At 62.1% G+C, this 16,686-nt stretch carries 14 protein-coding genes; 7 read left to right on the top strand and 7 right to left on the bottom strand.

Annotated features, from left to right (window positions below; all coding sequences use genetic code 11):
- The first annotated feature begins 15 nt into the window (after positions 1-15).
- Positions 16-408: a RidA family protein gene (locus LGH74_RS01215; protein ID WP_226170660.1), complete on the top strand. Its 393-nt coding sequence runs from the start codon at positions 16-18 to the stop codon at positions 406-408.
- Positions 409-519: 111 nt separating this feature from the next.
- Here the strand turns inward: LGH74_RS01215 and LGH74_RS01210 are convergent, their stop codons facing one another.
- From LGH74_RS01210 to LGH74_RS01200, 3 genes are all read right to left on the bottom strand, one after another.
- Positions 520-1,392, bottom strand: coding sequence for an aldo/keto reductase (locus LGH74_RS01210; protein ID WP_226170657.1), 873 nt, complete (start codon positions 1,390-1,392; stop codon positions 520-522).
- A 113-nt stretch (positions 1,393-1,505) separates the two neighbouring features.
- On the bottom strand, positions 1,506-2,243 hold the full coding sequence (locus LGH74_RS01205; RefSeq protein ID WP_226170655.1) for an SDR family oxidoreductase: 738 nt from the start codon (positions 2,241-2,243) through the stop codon (positions 1,506-1,508).
- A gap of 99 nt (positions 2,244-2,342) precedes the next feature.
- Positions 2,343-3,287: a helix-turn-helix domain-containing protein gene (locus LGH74_RS01200; RefSeq protein ID WP_226170653.1), complete on the bottom strand. Its 945-nt coding sequence runs from the start codon at positions 3,285-3,287 to the stop codon at positions 2,343-2,345.
- 252 nt (positions 3,288-3,539) lie between these two features.
- Here LGH74_RS01200 and LGH74_RS01195 point away from each other — a divergent pair, with 252 nt between their 5' ends.
- The gene (locus LGH74_RS01195; protein ID WP_226170651.1) at positions 3,540-5,876 is read left to right on the top strand and encodes a patatin-like phospholipase family protein; all 2,337 of its coding nucleotides are present in this window, start codon (positions 3,540-3,542) and stop codon (positions 5,874-5,876) included.
- Positions 5,877-6,144: 268 nt separating this feature from the next.
- On the opposite strand, the gene LGH74_RS01190 is transcribed toward LGH74_RS01195, so the two are convergent.
- From LGH74_RS01190 to LGH74_RS01175, 4 genes are all read right to left on the bottom strand, one after another.
- Positions 6,145-6,981, bottom strand: a complete 837-nt coding sequence (locus LGH74_RS01190; protein WP_226170648.1) for an MIP/aquaporin family protein — start codon at positions 6,979-6,981, stop codon at positions 6,145-6,147.
- A gap of 94 nt (positions 6,982-7,075) precedes the next feature.
- Positions 7,076-9,085, bottom strand: coding sequence for a type I pullulanase (pulA, locus tag LGH74_RS01185; protein WP_226170646.1), 2,010 nt, complete (start codon positions 9,083-9,085; stop codon positions 7,076-7,078).
- Positions 9,086-9,288: 203 nt separating this feature from the next.
- Positions 9,289-10,068, bottom strand: coding sequence for an alpha/beta fold hydrolase (locus LGH74_RS01180; protein WP_226170644.1), 780 nt, complete (start codon positions 10,066-10,068; stop codon positions 9,289-9,291).
- Between the two features lie 60 nt (positions 10,069-10,128).
- Complete coding sequence (locus tag LGH74_RS01175) at positions 10,129-11,061, bottom strand: hydrogen peroxide-inducible genes activator (protein ID WP_226170642.1); 933 nt, start codon at positions 11,059-11,061, stop codon at positions 10,129-10,131.
- A gap of 107 nt (positions 11,062-11,168) precedes the next feature.
- On the opposite strand from LGH74_RS01175, the gene LGH74_RS01170 reads away from it, so the two are divergent.
- The 5 genes from LGH74_RS01170 to LGH74_RS01150 all read left to right on the top strand — a co-directional run bounded on the left by LGH74_RS01170 (position 11,169) and on the right by LGH74_RS01150 (position 16,616).
- Positions 11,169-11,846, top strand: coding sequence for a response regulator transcription factor (locus LGH74_RS01170; RefSeq protein WP_226170640.1), 678 nt, complete (start codon positions 11,169-11,171; stop codon positions 11,844-11,846).
- 270 nt (positions 11,847-12,116) lie between these two features.
- The gene (locus LGH74_RS01165) at positions 12,117-13,487 is read left to right on the top strand and encodes a sensor histidine kinase (protein ID WP_226170638.1); all 1,371 of its coding nucleotides are present in this window, start codon (positions 12,117-12,119) and stop codon (positions 13,485-13,487) included.
- Positions 13,488-13,601: 114 nt separating this feature from the next.
- The gene (locus tag LGH74_RS01160) at positions 13,602-13,910 is read left to right on the top strand and encodes a hypothetical protein (protein ID WP_226170637.1); all 309 of its coding nucleotides are present in this window, start codon (positions 13,602-13,604) and stop codon (positions 13,908-13,910) included.
- A 48-nt stretch (positions 13,911-13,958) separates the two neighbouring features.
- Positions 13,959-14,906, top strand: a complete 948-nt coding sequence (locus tag LGH74_RS01155) for an SdiA-regulated domain-containing protein (protein WP_226170635.1) — start codon at positions 13,959-13,961, stop codon at positions 14,904-14,906.
- A gap of 201 nt (positions 14,907-15,107) precedes the next feature.
- A complete protein-coding gene (locus LGH74_RS01150; protein ID WP_226170632.1) occupies positions 15,108-16,616 on the top strand; it encodes a catalase in 1,509 nt (502 codons plus the stop codon).
- Positions 16,617-16,686: the final 70 nt, after the last annotated feature.

Here is a 16,686-nt window from a genome sequence, read left to right as displayed (position 1 = left end):
TCCACAAGCAAAAACATGCAAAAGCGCACTATTGACCCCTGGAAATGGGGCGAGCAAACCAATTCCGTTCAGGCCGTGGAAATCAAGCAGGCCGAGGGCACACTCTACTGCTCCGGGCAAGTAGCCATCGACGCAAATGGTCAGCCCAGCACCGCCGACATGCGGACCCAGCTTATCCAAGTGTTCCAGAATCTGGAGCAGCTCATTACCGAGTCGGGCTACGACTGCGCGGACATCGTGCGCCTGAATGTCTTTACCACCTCGACGACGGAGTTTTTCACTACCTGCGTGGATGTTTACCAGAGCTGGATTGCCCGGCACGGCATCAGGCAGGCCACCACGCTGCTGGAAGTGCAGGGCCTGTTTGCGGGCCTGACCGTGGAAGTAGAAGCCACGGTAGTAAAATAGCCCCGATGCCTTGTCCGCATGACCCGCGCGGAGTGAGTCGCAACGAAAAGAGGCTGAAGCTCCGGGAGCTTCAGCCTCTTTTCGTTTTTACCGCAAAGCGGGCCTAATGACTTAGCCCAGATACGCCATATCCTCGGCGCTGAGCTTAATGTCGGCGGCAGCCAGGTTTTCGCGCAAGTGAACCAGCGACGACGTGCCCGGAATCGGGAGGAGCATGGGCGACTTGTGCAGCAGCCAGGCAATGTTGAGCTGAGCCTCGGATACGCCGCGCTGACGCGCCATTTCGGTCAACTTGTTGCCGGCGTTGGGCAGGCCGTGTACCAGCGAGAAGAAGGGCACCAGCGGAATGCCGTGCTGCTCGCACAGGGGCAATACTTCGCCGCCCCGGGTTTCGCCGTGGCCGTCGGTGAGGGTGGTGCGCTGGGCGTAGCCGTACATGTTTTCCACGCTGGCGACTTGGCCCATCTGCAGGGCGGCGGTCAGTTCCTCGGGGTTGACGTTGCTCACGCCTACGTGCAGGATCTTGCCCTCGCGCTGCAATTCGTACATGGCGCCCATCGACTCGGCGAAGGGCACGGCGGCGCCCGGCATTACCCGGAAGTGCACCAGCTGAATCTGCTCCTGGCGCAGGGTACGCAGGTTGTTGTCGATGCTGGTACGCACGTTTTCGGGCGTATTGAAGGGTATCCAGCTTTTATCGGGCTTGCGGGCCCCGCCTACTTTGGTGCAGATAACCAGGTCGTCGGCGTAGGGGTACAGGGCCTCGGCAATCAGCCGGTTAGTCACGTCGTCGCCGTAGTAATCGGCCGTGTCGATGAAATTGACGCCGCTGGCTACGGCCGTTTTCAGGATTTCCAGGGCCTGGGGCCGGTCGGCAGGTTCCCCCCAGATGCCGGGGCCGGTGAGGCGCATGGTGCCGTAGCCCAGGCGGTTGACGGTAAGCGGCCGGGCTGAATTGGGAGCTATGGTGATGGTAGTAGACATTGTGGTTGGTTGTGGTTGAGTAGAATGCTGAAAGACCAGACGTGTATGGCCCGGCTATACCTTACCGGGGTGGTGGTTTTTGCTTGACCAGTCCAAATTGAGCCGAAGCGGGACTACCAGGGGCTGATGCCGGTTGCCGGGGCGTTGTCGTCGCTGAAAAACTGGCCTGTGGGGCCGTCCGCAGGTAGCAGGGCCGCTTTTACCACGCGGGCTGCCGCGTCGGGCACGGTGCCGGGGCCACTGTGGTGGTTGAAGTCGGTGGCGGTGTAGCCGGGGTCCACAGCGTTGACTTTGAAGGGCCTGTCGCGCAGCTCATAGGCCAGCGTGATGGTGAACATGTTGAGGGCCGCCTTGGACGAGTTGTAGGCAGCCACCTTGACGGGGTAATACTTCCAGCTGGGGTCGGTGTGGAGGGTGAGGGAGCCCAGGCCCGACGTCACGTTCACGATGCGGGGCGCGGCCGACTGCTCCAGCAGGTCCAGGAAGGCCTGCGTGACCTGCACCACGCCAAACACGTTGGTATCGTACACCTCTTTGAAAACGGCCACGTCGGTAATGGCGGCGGGTTGGGGCAGGGCCCCGCTGACGCCGGCATTGTTGATGAGCACATCCAGCACGGCGGTTTTCTGGCCAATAGTCTGCCGGGCGGCGCTTACCGAGGCGCTATCGGTTACTTCCAGCTGCACGACCTCCACCTGGGTGAGGCCTTCGGCGTGCAGCTGGGCCACGGCCTGCTGGCCCCGGGTCAGGTCGCGGCTGCCGAGGAACACGTAGTAGCTGTGCCCGAGCAGCTGGCGGGCGGCTTCGAAGCCAATGCTTTTATTGGCACCGGTGATAAGAGCGTACTTCATGGGGAGGAGCTTTGGTGCGTTGGATAGAACAGCACAAAAGTCCCCCGGCCCGCCGCGGGGCCCTAACGACATTCAAACCGATGTGTAAGAAATTCAAACCTACAGGGTCGGCCTGCTACCCGCGGGGCCCTCGCCGAGCAGGGCACGCAGGGCCGACGGCGAGGTGCCGGTTTGCTTCTTGAAGAAGTTGTTGAAGTAGGTGGGGTAGCCGAAGCCCAGGGCGTAGGCTATTTCGGCGGTGCTCCAATTGGTATGCCGCAGCAGGGCCTTGGCCTCGGCAATGATGCGCTCGGCAATATGGGCGGAGGTGGTTTTGCCCGTCAGCTCACGCACCACCCGGTTGAGGTAGTTGACGTGTACCGAAAGCTGGCGGGCAAAGTCGCCGGGGGTGCGCAGCTTCAGGCCGTGGGCGGGCGAGTCGATGGGAAACTGCCGCTCCAGCAGCCCCTGAAACAGCGTCACGATGCGCGTGGCCCCGTTGGGGTGCAGGTAGTAGTTGGCCTGGGGCTGCAGCTTCAGGGCCTCGTGAATCAGCAGGTTCAGGTAGTTGCGCACCACTTCCTGCTGGTACACGTAGCCCGAATTTATTTCCTGCAACATCTTGACGAACAAGTAGCTCAGGTCGGCATACTGGGCCTCATTCACCAGATATACCGGGTCGGAGCCGAGCCGGAACAGCGGCGACTCCTGCAGGCTGGCGGCCCGGTCGTTGATGATGAGAAACTCCTCGGTAAACAAGCACATGTAGCCGCCCTGCTGTTCCGACACCTGCTCCCAGGAGTAGGGAATCAGCGGGTTGGAGAAAACCAGCGCGGGCCGGTCGATGAGCACGCCCCGGGTGGCGTAGTTGTAGCGGCTGGTGCCGGTGAGCAGCGAAATTTTGTAGTAGTCGCGCCGGCCAAAGGTGAGCTTGCGGCCAATGAACTGCTCGCGGGCATACACGTTGAAGCTGTCGGCCCCGACAACGGGCGGCAGCGTAGTCCGGGAGGTGTCGGCGGGACCCGGCGTGGGTGGGAGCGGGGGAGAAACGGATGGTGTGGCCATGGCCAAAGCTAAGCAATTCAAACCCATAGCCGCCACTTGGGCAGTTTCGGCTGGCCTGCTGAGCAACAGACGGTGGCGCTCAGGATTCTACACCGAGCCGTGGACTGCAGCCGCTTGAGCGGCGCGCCTACCCGTCCAGCTTGACCGAAGCTGCATTATATAAGCACTCGGCTATATGCGAGGCAACTCCCACCGGCTGAATGCGTAGGGAAAGCCGCTGCCCACCGTAGCTGTTTACTCCCTCCCAAACCTATGCGTAACGTCTACTGCTGGTGCCTGCTCCTGCTGGTATCAGCCCTTTCCATTTCTCCCGTTTCGGCCCAGAAAGTGGGCCTTGTGCTCAGCGGCGGCGGCGCCAAGGGCCTGGCTCACGTGGGTGTGCTCAAGCAGCTCGAAAAAAACCGAATTCCGATTGACTACATCGTGGGCACCAGCATGGGCGCCATCGTGGGGGCCCTGTACGCAGCCGGCTACTCGCCCAAGGAAATCGAGGAAATCGTGCTCAAGCCCGAGTTTCAGGCCTGGGTATCGGGCAAGCCGCTGGAAGGCAAGGTGTATAACTATTACGACGTAGACCCCACCCCCGCCGCCCTGCACCTGCGCCTGGCCGTCGACTCGACGCTGAAAACCAAGGTATCGGCCCCGCTGGTGAATGACGTGACGCTGAACTACGTGCTGGCCACCATGCTGGCCCCGGCCGGCGCCATTTCCGGCTACGATTTCAACAAGCTGCTGGTACCCTACCGGGCCGTGGCCTCCGAGGTATTTACCCGCGAAAAAGTGGTGCAGCGCAGCGGCTCCCTCTCCGATGCCGTGCGCAACTCCATGTCGTTTCCGCTGGCTTTCCGGCCTATCCGGGGCCAGGATGGGCGCTACCTCTTCGACGGGGCCGTGGTGGATAACTTTCCCACCGGCGTGATGCGCGAGGAGTTCAAGCCCGACATTATCATCGGGGTGAACGTAGGCGACGTGGCCTTCAACAAGTACCCCAAGGACAAGGACGATAAGCTGCTGACCAGTACACTGGTGTTTCTGGGCTCGAACGTGGCCGATACGCTTTCGGTGGGCAAAAACGGTATTTTCATTCAGCCCAACCTGGAAGGCATTACGGCCGCCGACTTCAACAAAGTACGGCAGCTGGTGCAGCTGGGCGAGCAGGCCGCCGACCGCAAAATGGAGCTGACGCTGCAGCGCATTACGCGGCGCGAAGACACCCTGGCGCTGCAGCAGCGGCGGCTGGCGTTTCAGAACCGGGCCCCCCGCCCCGATTTCAAGCAGATCGACGTGCAGGGCGTGCCCCGGCAGCAGCAGGAGTTTGTGCGCCGCTTCTTCAACAAGAACGGCAGCAGCTACTCGCCCGGCGACGTGGAGGAAGGCTATTACCGGCTCGTTAACAACGACTTTTTCAACAACGTATACCCGCGCATCCGCTACGACCAGCAGCGCGAAGGCTACGTGCTGAACGTGGATGCCCGCCAGAACAGCAACCTCACCGCCGACCTGGGCGTGATGCTCTCGACCCGCTCGATGAACAACTTCTACATCGGAGGGGCCTACCGCTACCTGAACCGCTACCTCTACACCGTGCGGGCCGATGCCACTATCGGGCGCTTCTACAACGGCACGCGCGGCTCGTTCCGGGTCAGTATTCCGGGCCGGATTCCGCTGTACTTCGAGCCCACCGTTACCTTCAACAACTTCAATTACCAGGATACCGGCGGCCTGCTGGGCTCTACGGCTCAGAATACCCAGCTGGGCCAGCGCGACTTCAAAACCGAGCTGCAAATCGGCTTCAGCCCCAACTACCGCAGCCGCTACACCCTGAGCGGGGGCGTGTTTACGAACCGCGACCAGTATGCCAACACCGACGAAATCAGCAGCAACGCCGTGCTCGACCTGGACCGCCTGGACGGCCTGACGGCGGCCGGCCGCTTCGAGCGCAACTCGCTGAACCGCCGCCAGTACGCCGTTAGCGGCAAGCGCGTCGACTTTAGTGTGCGGGGCGTAATGGCCCAGGAAAAGTACACCCCCGGCACCACGGCCGGGGAGCTGCAAGGCCGCACCCAAACCCAGGATTTCCTGAAAAGCAGCCTCTACATCGAGCAGTATTTCACCTTCAACAAGGTAGACTCGGTGGGCCGCCGCGTAAATGCCTGGGGCTACGTACTCGATGCCGTGGCTACCACCCAGGGCCCCTTTGCCACCTACCGCGCCTCGCTCACCTCGGCCCCGGCCTTTTTGCCCCTCCCCGATTCGCGCACCCTGTTTCTGGACCGCTACCGGGGCACGGCCTACGCCGCCGTGGGTCTGCGCTACGCCAGGGCTATTTTGGGTGAGCTGGAATGGCGCACGGAAGTATACACCCACGTAATGGTGCGCCCCTGGGAGCGGCAGGCCGTTAATACTGTGCTGGCCCGGCGCGGCAAGACCGTAAGCCGCCCCTACCTCACGGCCATGACCGGCTTCGTGTACCAAACTCCCGTGGGCCCGGCCGCGCTACAGTTCATTCACTACGACGACAACGACCACAAATTCGGCGTCTTTGCCCACATCGGCTACGTCCTCTTCCGCGACCGGGCGCTGGATTAATGTGGTGAAATAATAAGTTGACGTTCAACGAGCCGTGTCATTGCGAGGCACGAAGCAATCCGTCCTCTGCGCAGAACGACCCAACCTTTTACCAGAAAGCCCTTTTCCGTATGCAACGGGAAAGGGCTTTTCACTCAAGGGAGCTTTCTACATTTCAGAGGATGGATTGCCGCCGCTTAATACGCGGAATGTAGTGCTTCCTCGCAAGGACAGGAAAGCCTCGTCTTTCGCGCTAGCCGAATGACAAACTCACAAACTCACCATTTCACTATTTCACCACTGGGTACACCGGCGGTTCCGTGGCGTGTGGCTCGGTGGCGTGGGGGCTGTTGGGGGCGGCGTCGCAGCCGGCCAGGATAGCGCAGGCTGTAGTCTGGCCTTTGTAGACCTTATTGAAAAAGACGGTAGCCAGCAACATAGCCAGTATAGGCGCCACCCAATAGAGCCACATGCCGGCGTAGCTGTGGGCCGCCACGGCACTGCCCAGGGTGCGGGCCGGATTCAGGCTCATGCTGGATAAGGGGCTTTCGAAGGTGATATAGAGCACGAGCAGCACGCCAATCAGCCAGCCAGTGGACTTTTTCAGGTGCTCGTGGTGCAGGGCCAACAGCATCACCAGCATCAGGATAAAGGAAATGACGAACTCGGCCCCAAAAGCCACCATCTGCCCGTGCCGCTTGGGCTCGGTAACCATGTAGTTCACGGCCGGATGGGCGAAGTAAGCCCCCAAAGCCCATTTGAGCAGCTGCCCGATCAGCAGGGCGCCGGCCAGCTGGGCCAGCACGTACCACACCGCATCGGCCCGCCGGATTTTGCCCAACTGCCAGAAGGCAATAGTCACGGCCGGGTTGATGTGGGCACCCGACCTCTTCCCCCACGGATTGTAGACCAGCACCACGATAACCAGCCCCATGCCCAGCCCGATACCGGCGCGGCGCAGCAAATCGGGGCCGGCCAGGGCCTGGTACACCGGGGAGGCCGGGTGCTCAAAGAGGATAGTGAGCAGCGTGCCGCAGACCATAAAGAAGCCGATGCCCGCTGCCTCGGCCGCATAGTGCGGCCAGTGCCGGCGCCAGGCCTGGCGCATTTCGGATAAAAAGGTCATTCCTGGGGAGGTAAAGCAAGGCCGCCGGCTGGCAGCCCGGCCTTACTTACCGGCTGAGCCGCCCTTCGGTTGCGAAGCCTGCGCCAACTCCGGGCTACGGCTGCACCAGAATCAGGGCTGCGGAAGCCGGCAGGCTCAAGGGCTGGCCCGCAGCCACCGTCACGTTGCCCAGCCCTTTCTGGTTGATTTCCTGGCCCCGCAGTACCACGGTGTAGCTTCCCGCCGGCACGGGTACGGCAGTGGCCGCGCGGTTGCCGTTGAAAAGCACCGTAATGCGGCCCCAGTCGTCGTTGCCGGCGTGGCCCAGCAGCTGGTAGCCGATGGTGTTGGCGGGCATAGCGGGCAGAAAAGCCAGGTGCTTCTCGACCAGCTCCCGGGTGGGCAGGCGGAAGGCGGGGTGCGTTTTGCGCAGGCCAATGAGCTTGCGGTAAAACTCAAATACGCTTTGGTACCGCGCCTTACGGGCCCAGTCGAGCTGGTTCACGCTGTCGGGTAGGTTGTAGGAGTTGTGGGAGCCGCCCTTGGTGCGCAAAAACTCGTCGCCGACGGGCAAAAACGGCACGCCCTGGCTGGTGAAGACGATGGTGTTGCTGAGCAAATCCATCTGTAGCAGCTCGGCTTCCGAGGCGCCGGGGTTGGCCACCGTGAGCTTGTCCCAGAGCACCCTATCGTCGTGGCAGGCCACGTAGTTGATGGCCTGGCCCGGCTCGTTGGCCCAGGGCGCTTTCGAGTAGTTTACCTTGGCGTAGTCGAGCTGAGGATGTTGGGTGGCGGCCACGATGCCGAACTTCACGCTTTCCTCCAGGCCGGGCTGCCCGCTAGCAAAGCCGGCCTCGGTTTGGCGGGCGTAGTGGCCTTTCACCGCGTCGCGCAGCTCGTCGCCGAAAGCGGCCACGCGGTCCAGCTTCGGCAGGTTGGCTTTCACGGCCCGCTCGGTTTCGGGCACGGGGCTGCTGCCAGCCGTCCAGCCTTCGCCATACACGAAAATGCTGTGGTCAATTTCATCCAAAGCTACGCGCACGGCCCGCATGGTGCGCAAATCCAGGATGCCCATCAAATCGAACCGGAAGCCGTCGACGTGGTATTCGCGGGCCCAGTACGCCACCGATTCTACGATGAGCTTGCGCACCATGGTTCGTTCCGAGGCTACTTCGTTGCCGCAGGCCGCCGCGTCGGAGTAGGTGCCGTCGGGCCGCTGGCGGTAGTAGTAGCCGGGCACGAGCTGGTCGAAGGAGCTGCGGGCGGCGTCGGCGGTGTGGTTGTACACCACGTCGAGCACGAGCCGTAGCTCGCGGCGGTGCAGGGTTTGTACCAGCTGCTTCAGCTCTCGGATGCGGCTGGCGGGGTCGGCCGGGTCGGTGCTGTAGCTGCCTTCGGGCACGGAATAGTGCCGCGGGTCGTAGCCCCAATTGTAGCGATTTTCGGCCAGCCGGCTTTCATCCACGGAGGCAAAGTCGTTGGTGGGCAGCAGGTGCAGGTGGGTAATGCCCAGCTCCTGCAAGTGCTGCAGGCCCGTACTTACACCGCTGGGGCCCGTAGTACCGGTTTCGGCGAGGCCCAGAAACTTGCCTTTGTGCGTAATACCCGACTGCGGATGCATGGATAAGTCGCGCACGTGGGCTTCACCGATTACGATGTCGGTAGCCTGCTTAAGCTCGGGCCGCCGGTCGTCGGGCCAGGCGGGCGGACTCACGGTGGCGGGGTCGAGCAACGCGCCGCGCTGGCCGTTCAGGCCTACGGCGTGCACGTAGGGGTCGGGCACTTCGGCCATCTGTTTGCCTCCAATGGTAGCCTGCACCACATAGAACCGCCCTGGCGGCCGGGCCGGCAGCTGGTACACCCACGTGCCGCCCGTCGACTTCTGCATGGTGTACTCTGCCACCGGCGCCCCGCCCGTGCCTTCGGCATACAGCTTCAACTGCATATTTTCAGCCGTGGGCGCCCACACCCGCAGCGTGGCCTGGCCGCGCACGAAAGTCAGGCCCAGGTCGGAGCCGGTATAGGTGGGATACGCAGAAAAATCGGGGAGCTTAGCGCCCGTTTTGGGCGATACCGCGCAGGCAGAAACCACGAGGAGCAGGCTGAGAAACGGCAGAAACTTCATGGGAGTAAAGTTGCGGAAAAGCGGGCGGGAATGAGTTTGTGTCATTGCGAGCTTGTGAAGCAATCCGTCCTCTGTGCAGGTAGTCACTGCCTTTTACCACGAAGCCCTCAACCGCAACAACGATTAAGGGCTTTTCAGTGAAGGACGCTCAGCACATTTCAGAGGACGGGTTGCTTCGTCGTACCTCCTCGCAATGACAGCTTCTATCCTACCAACCCCTGCTTTGCCACAAACTCCCGCAGCAGCCGGGCTACTTCCTGCGGGGCTTCGAGCGGCGGCAGGTGGCCCACCCCGCTAATAATTTCCAGGGGCGTGCCCTCCGGCAGGTAAGGCAGCGTTTCGAGGCCGTGCACTGAGGGAGACATAATCGGGTCGGCGCCGCCAGTGATGATGAGGCAGGGCCCCTGCACCAGGCACATGCGGGCCAAAATATCCTCGCGGCTCCCGTAGCGCATCCACGCGTCCCAGGCCAGGTGGGCAGCGCGCAGGTTGTCTTCAATGACCACAGCTTTTACCGCCTCCGCTACCGGCTGCACCAGAATTTTATCGGCGGTGGCGGCGGCAGCTTCCGGACGGCCGAAGGCTTTGAGCGAGGCGGTGCGGTCGGCATCGGTCATGGGCTCGATGGTGGGCGGCGAGGGTGCCACCAGCACCAGGCCGCGCAGGCCGGCGGGCGGTTCCGAAGCCACCCACATGGCTATTTTGGCGCTCATCGAATGGCCGACCAGCACGAAGTTACTCAGGCCGCGCCGCCCGATGAAGGCCAGCACGTCGGCGGCGTAGTCTTCTACGGTGTAGCCGCTGGCCGGAGCCGGCGCCAGGCCAAAGCCGCGCAGGTCGGGGGCCAGGCAGTGGAAATCGGGGGCCAGTTCGTCCAGTACCAATTGCCACTCCCGGCTGCTGCCGGCCCAGTAATGCAGAAAAACAAAGGTGAGCGGCCCGGCACCGGCTTCCAGGGCGGGTAAATCAATGGGTTGTGGCATGAATGAGGCAGTTGCTTTACTTGCTTACGCAAAGCACTGCCGGTTGGCGCAAGCTCCGCGCTACTTCCAGCGGATTTTCTGCCCGGCCCGGCCCACCTGCAGCCGGGCGGGCAGCTTGGCCAAGATTACGTCGCGCAGAGTAGCCAGCAGCGGCAGCCGCACAAAGCCGTGGTGCACCACCAAGCTCACTTCCCGCACCGGCTCGGGAGCCACGAAGCGCTTCACCATCGGGTTGGTATCTACCTCGTCCAGCACCGACAGCTCGGGTACCAGTGTGTAGCCGTTGGTGCGGCTCACCAGCTGCTTCAGGGTTTCGATGGAGCCGCTTTCGTAGGTGTAGGGCCGGGGCGTGGCCGGGGCCGGCGGGTTGCACAGATTCAGCACCTGGTGGCGGAAGCAGTGCCCCTGCTGCAAGAGCCACAGGCCGTCGGCATCCAGGTCGGCCGGCTCGATAAGCGCTTTGGCATAGAGCGGGTGCCCGGCGGCCACGTAGCCGAGAAACGGCTCTTCCAACACCGGAATTTCGCGCAGGGCCCGGTCGTCGAGCGGCGTTACGAGCAGGCCCACGTCCAGCGTGTGGTCTTTGAGCCGCTCGATAATAGCGGCCGACTGCAACTCCTCCACGTGCAGACGCAGCTGCGGATACCGCTCGGCCAGCTCCACCAGAAACAGCGGCACCAAGTAGGGCGCCAGCGTGGGGATGACGCCCAGGCGCAGCTCGCCCACCAGGTCTCCCTTTTCGAGCTGCACTACCTCGTGCAGCTGTTGCACCTCGCGCAGCACCTGCCGGGCTTGCTGCACCACCTTGGCCCCCACCGCCGTGGGCCGGATGCCCTTGCTGGTACGGTCGAAGAGCAGCACGCCCAGCTCCTCTTCCAGCTTCTGGAGCTGCATACTGAGGGTGGGCTGGGTGACAAAGCACTTTTCGGCCGCCAGCACAAACTGGCGGTGGGTATCGAGGGCCACAAGGTATTCGAGCTGCTGCACGGTCATGGCGCAAATATAGTCGTTGACTATAACAACCCGCCCGGCTATTGATTCTGCTGATACAACCAGCTGGCAGCCCTGTCGTACCTCAGCTACTCCCTTACGCTGCCCGCATGAAACTACTTCTGGTTGAGGATGAGCCTAAGCTGGCCTCATTTATTCAAAAAGGCTTTCAGAACGAAGGCTACGAGCTGGACGTGGCCTTCGACGGGCAGATGGGCCTGTCGTTGTTCCGGCAAAACAGCTACGATTTGATTGTGCTCGACGTGAACCTGCCCCACATCAACGGCTTCGCGCTCTGCGGGCTGATCCGGGCCGATAATGCCCACGTGCCGGTGCTCATGCTCACGGCCCTCGACAGTCTGGAAGACAAAACCCTGGGCTTCGAGGCCGGGGCCGATGACTACTTGGTGAAGCCCTTCAAGTTTCAGGAGCTGCTGCTGCGGGCCCGGGCCCTGACCAAGCGCAACGCCGACGCCTCGGCCGTGAAGCGCACCCTGCGCATGGCCGACCTGGAGCTGAACCTGGAAAGCAAAACCGTAACCCGCCGCGGGCAGCGCATCGACCTCACGGCCCGCGAATACGCCCTGCTCGAATACCTGCTGCTGAACCGGGGCAAAATTATTTCCCGCGTCGACATCACCGAGCGGGTCTGGGAGCTGGACTTCGACACGAGCACCAACGTCATTGACGTCTACATCAGCCACCTGCGCCGTAAGCTTGACAAAGGCCACGAGCCCAAGCTCATCCACACCGTAGTGGGCATGGGCTACGTCATGCGGGAAGGGTAGTTTTTTAATGTGCTCAGGTGCTAATGTGGGGAATGTGCTAATTCGTCTGTCATTGCGAGCAACGCGAAGCAATCCGTCCTCTGCGAAGGTAGTCATGCCCTGTACCCACCAAGCCCTTCATTGCTTGCGTGGTAAAAGGCGTTTCAAGGAAGGAAGCTCGGCACATTTCAGAGGACGGATTGCTTCGCGTTGCTCGCAATGACAGACGAATTAGCACATTCCAACGCATTAGCACCTAAGCACATTTCAACACATTAGCACATTAACCCCATGCTGATTCGCAATAAGCTCATCCTGCGGTTTATGGCCCTGGTTATTGCCATTCAGCTCTGCCTGACGGGGTTTATCTACTACTACAGTGCCCAGGCGCGGGAATTGCGCTTCTACCACCGGCTGGAGGGCAAAGCCGAGCAGACGGCCAACCTGCTCATTCACCGCCTCGACCTGGACCCCGACGTGCTGCGCAGCTTCCGCAAAAAGGACCTGCTCACGATGCACAATGAGCGCATCAGCATCTACGACCCGCAGCGGCGGCTGGTGTTTCACCTTGCGCAGGAAGACGAGCCCGCCTCAGCGCGCGACGCGGAGTATTTCGACCGCATAACGCGCAAGAAGCCGGCCCGCTTCCGGGAGGGCAAGGTCGAAACGCTGGGCATTGTCTACCGCCACCACAAGCAGAGCTACCTGGTGTTCGTGGCCGGGCGCGACCAGTTCGGGGGCAAGGAGTTCGACACGCTGACTTCCATTCTGCTTTGGGGCAACTTCGGGGCGCTGCTGCTCATCATCGGGGCTGCCTGGGTGTTTGCCGACCGCTCGCTGCGGCCCCTGCAACGCATGGTGGCCGAGGTGAAGGGCATCACGGCCTCCAACCTGAAGCGGCGGGTAGACGAGGGCAACCGGCGCGACGAAATTGCCCAGCTGGCCATGACCTTCAACCAGATGCTCAGCGGGCTCGAACAGGCCTTTGAAAACCAGAAAAGTTTCGTGGCCCACGCCTCGCACGAGCTGCGCACCCCGCTGGCCAACGTGCTGGGCACCCTGGAAACCGCCTCGGCCTACGATACCGAGCTGCCCACGGCCAAGCGCAGCATCGACTCGGCGGTGGAAGAAATTCAGAAAATCATTGACCTCACCAACGGCCTGCTGGTCCTGGCCAAAGCCGACGACACCTCCTTCCGCCGCGCCCACGTCTCGCTCGACGATGTGGTGCTGCAGGCCGTGGCCACCTGCCGGGCGCGCTACCCCGGCCGCACCGTGCAGGTCGAGTTTGGCACCTGGCCCGAGTCGGTAGAAGACGTATTCGGGGTGCTTGGCAACGCTCAGCTGCTCGAAACGGCCGTGCTGAACCTGCTCGACAACGCCTGCAAATACTCCGACCAAGCCGTATCGGTGACGCTGGGCTACGAGGCGCGGCCCACCATTCTGCTCACCATAGCCGATACCGGGCCGGGGCTGTCGGCCCAGGAAGTAAGCCGTATGCTGGAGCCGCTCTACCGGGGCGAGAATGGCCGCGACAAACCCGGCTACGGCTTGGGCCTGGCCATTACCCACAAGATTATTCAGGTGCACGCCGGCCAGCTCACCATCACTTCGGAGCCGGGCCGGGGCACGCGGGCCGCGGTGCGGCTCCCGGCGCTGTAGCCCCGCTCCTGCCCGGCCGGAAATAACCGGCGCGTTCATCTCCTTTTAATGTGAGACTCAGGTGAGGTTAATGTCGGGGCCGGTCCTTTGCAGAGTACTTACGCACTCTGTCCTATGAAACCTCTCACGAATGCCTCTCCCCCGCTGCCGGCCTGGATTATGGTGCTGGTGCTGTCGGTGGGGCTCAACCTGTACTGGCTGTTTTCGAGCTACTCTGCAACCGACCCCGCTCCGGCTCCCGCCGCCACGGCCCGGCTCGTCAGCCACCGGACCGCGGCGGTTGACGATGACGACGACGATGATAACGAGGAAGACGACACGTCCTGGCTGGCCCTCAGCGAGGAGCTGCGCCAGACGCGTCGCCAACTAGCCGAGTGCCAGGGCCGTACCTCCGCGGCAACCCACCGTATTGTCAGCCAGTAAATTCACCACCCCACCGATTTCCCGTCCTCTGTTCCTACCGCTTTTCCTATGAAAAACCTCCTTTTTTCTCTGCTGATGCTGCCCACCGGGTGCAGCTCTCCCGCCACCGGCGCAGCTGATTCTACCGCCGCTGAAGCTGCGCTACCCGTGCAGACCGTAAGTCAGCGCACTGCGCCGCCCGCTCCCACTGCCGCTATGGCCTACGACTTCACCCGTCCCGCCGCTACCTACGCCATGCCGGCGGAGCTAGCCGAGCTGTCGGGCATTGCCCTGGCCGGCAGCACCCACATTACCGGCATTGAAGACGAAACCGGCAACCTCTACGAGTTCAACCTGAGCACCCAGAAAGTGGACCGCGTCATTCCCTTCGGCGGCAGCGGCGACTACGAAGACGTGGCCCGCGTGGGCTCCGACTGGTTTATTATGCGCAGCGACGGGAAGCTGTTTCGCTATAGCGGCAGCCAAACCCAGGAATACGAAACCGGCCTGAGCTTCGCCAATGAAACCGAGGGCCTGACCTACGACGCGGCCTCCAAAACCTTGCTGGTAGCCTGCAAAGACGAGCCGGGCGCGGGCCTCTCCTTTGGGCAGCGCGCCATTTACCGTCTGAATCCCGAAACCTTCAAAGCCGAAGCTAAGCCTGCTTATGTGCTCGACGTGGAAGCCATTCGCGGCTCCAGCCCGGTTGCGGAATCTTCAGCGGGCGAGTCGGGGAAGAAAGGCAAGAAGAAGGGTTCCGGCAAAGGATTTTCGCCTTCGGCCGTAGCCGTGCACCCCGTTACCGGGCACGTATTCGTGCTGTCGGCCAAACAGAACGGCATTGTGGAGCTCGATAAGAACGGGCAGCTACTGGCCGCCCAGTCCCTGCCCGTTGACCTGTTTCCCCAGGCCGAAGGTTTGGCCTTTACCCCCAGCGGCGACCTGTACGTGGCCACCGAGGCGGGTAAGAAATCCAGCCAGGCCACTATTTACCTGTTTCGTCCGCAAGGCCTTTAGGCTACGCGTAGCGCCTTCGGTACTCAGCCCTGCGCGGGTCTGCTTCGGCGGACTCGCGCAGGGCTGAGCTGTTTTCAATATCACGTAAAGCTATAGGCATATCGATAACATCAATTTTCATTATAGCGAAGTAAGCTCAACCTTTGTCCAGCGCCAAACCCGGCTGCCTGCTCTGAACTCCAACCTTTTTCTGCTACTCCTATGGAAGAATCCACTCAACCGAAGAAGCTGACTACCGCTTCAGGTCGCCCGATTTTTGATAACCAGAACTCCCAGTCGGCCGGGGCCCGCGGGCCGCTGCTGCTCCAGGATTATTTCCTGCACGAGAAGTCGGCGCACTTCAACCGGGAGCGGATTCCCGAGCGTGTGGTGCACGCCAAGGGCAGCGGCGCCTACGGCAAGTTCACCGTCACCCACGACATCACCCACCTGACCCGGGCCAAGCTCTTCGGCCAGGTCGGCAACCAGTGCCGGATGTTTGCCCGCTTCAGCACCGTGGGCGGCGAGAAAGGCTCGGCCGACACGGAGCGCGACCCCCGCGGCTTCGCCCTGAAATTCTACACCGAAGACGGCAACTGGGATTTGGTGGGCAACAACACGCCGGTCTTCTTCGTGAAAGACCCGCTGAAATTCACCGACTTTATTCACACCCAGAAGCGGGAGGCGCGCTCCAACCGCAAGTCGCCTACGATGATGTGGGACTACTGGAGCCTGAACCCCGAAAGCCTGCACCAGGTCACGATTCTGATGTCGGACCGGGGCACACCCTTTGGCTACCGGCACATGCATGGCTACGGCTCCCACACCTTCTCGCTGATTAACGCCGCGAATGAGCGGACCTGGGTGAAATTTCACTTCCGGACTCAGCAGGGCGTGAAAAATTTCTCTGACGAGGAAGCCAGACTGATGAAGGCTGAGGATGCCGACTTCGCCCAGCACGACCTGGTAGACGCCATCGACAACGGCGACTTCCCACGCTGGACGATGTTTATCCAGACCATGACCGAGGAGCAGGCCCGCGACTTCCGCTGGAACCCCTTCGACCTGACCAAAGTGTGGCCCCAGGGCGAGTTTCCGCTCCAGGAAGTGGGCGTGATGGAGCTCAACCACATTCCCGAAAACTACCATGCCCACGTGGAACAGGCCGCATTTGCCCCCGCCCACGTGGTAGACGGCATCGGCTACTCGCCCGATAAGATGCTGCAGGGCCGCATCCTGAGCTACCCCGATGCCCACCGCTACCGCCTGGGCGCCAACTATGAGCACCTGCCGGTAAATGCCTGCCCCTTCGGCTTCAGCAACTACCAGCGCGACGGCCGCATGGCCCTCGGCGACAACGGCGGCCCCGGCCCCAACTACTTTCCCAACTCTTTCGACGGTCCGGTGGAAGACAAAACCCAGGGTGAGCCCGCCCAGGCGCTGGACGGCTTCGCGGCCCGCTACGACCGGAACGAAGGCCCCGGCAACGACGACCACTACACCCAGGCCGGCAACCTGTTCCGCCTGCTCGACGCTCAGGCGCAGCGCAACCTGATCAGCAACGTGGTGGGTGCCATGAGCGGCATCGAAGGCCCCAAGAAAGACCTCATCACCCAGCGCCAGCTCTGCCACTGGTTCCGCGCCGATATCCGCTTGGGCATGGCCATTGCCAAAGGCCTGGGCGTGGATGTGGAAATGCCCACGGAACATATAGCCGCCGCTACGGTTTAGCTTAGTAAGTACCCAACCTGCCTTTTTCTGCACAAAGAGCCGGCCCCCGCAAGGAGGCCGGCTCTTTGAT

Source organism: Hymenobacter lucidus (genome assembly GCF_020447265.1).
Taxonomy (GTDB): domain Bacteria; phylum Bacteroidota; class Bacteroidia; order Cytophagales; family Hymenobacteraceae; genus Hymenobacter; species Hymenobacter lucidus.
This window is presented reverse-complemented; position numbering and strand designations above follow the sequence as displayed.

Bases quoted from the DNA above. Each gene is read 5' to 3' on its own strand.
- LGH74_RS01170 (WP_226170640.1), top strand. From the start codon at position 11,169: ATGAAACTACTTCTGGTTGAGGATGAGCCTAAGCTGGCCTCATTTATT.
- LGH74_RS01180 (WP_226170644.1), bottom strand. From the start codon at position 10,068: ATGCCACAACCCATTGATTTACCCGCCCTGGAAGCCGGTGCCGGGCCG.
- LGH74_RS01155 (WP_226170635.1), top strand. From the start codon at position 13,959: ATGAAAAACCTCCTTTTTTCTCTGCTGATGCTGCCCACCGGGTGCAGC.
- LGH74_RS01215 (WP_226170660.1), top strand. From the start codon at position 16: ATGCAAAAGCGCACTATTGACCCCTGGAAATGGGGCGAGCAAACCAAT.
- LGH74_RS01190 (WP_226170648.1), bottom strand. From the start codon at position 6,981: ATGACCTTTTTATCCGAAATGCGCCAGGCCTGGCGCCGGCACTGGCCG.
- LGH74_RS01210 (WP_226170657.1), bottom strand. From the start codon at position 1,392: ATGTCTACTACCATCACCATAGCTCCCAATTCAGCCCGGCCGCTTACC.
- LGH74_RS01175 (WP_226170642.1), bottom strand. From the start codon at position 11,061: ATGACCGTGCAGCAGCTCGAATACCTTGTGGCCCTCGATACCCACCGC.
- LGH74_RS01165 (WP_226170638.1), top strand. From the start codon at position 12,117: ATGCTGATTCGCAATAAGCTCATCCTGCGGTTTATGGCCCTGGTTATT.
- LGH74_RS01195 (WP_226170651.1), top strand. From the start codon at position 3,540: ATGCGTAACGTCTACTGCTGGTGCCTGCTCCTGCTGGTATCAGCCCTT.
- LGH74_RS01205 (WP_226170655.1), bottom strand. From the start codon at position 2,243: ATGAAGTACGCTCTTATCACCGGTGCCAATAAAAGCATTGGCTTCGAA.
- LGH74_RS01160 (WP_226170637.1), top strand. From the start codon at position 13,602: ATGAAACCTCTCACGAATGCCTCTCCCCCGCTGCCGGCCTGGATTATG.
- LGH74_RS01150 (WP_226170632.1), top strand. From the start codon at position 15,108: ATGGAAGAATCCACTCAACCGAAGAAGCTGACTACCGCTTCAGGTCGC.
- LGH74_RS01200 (WP_226170653.1), bottom strand. From the start codon at position 3,287: ATGGCCACACCATCCGTTTCTCCCCCGCTCCCACCCACGCCGGGTCCC.
- pulA (WP_226170646.1), bottom strand. From the start codon at position 9,085: ATGAAGTTTCTGCCGTTTCTCAGCCTGCTCCTCGTGGTTTCTGCCTGC.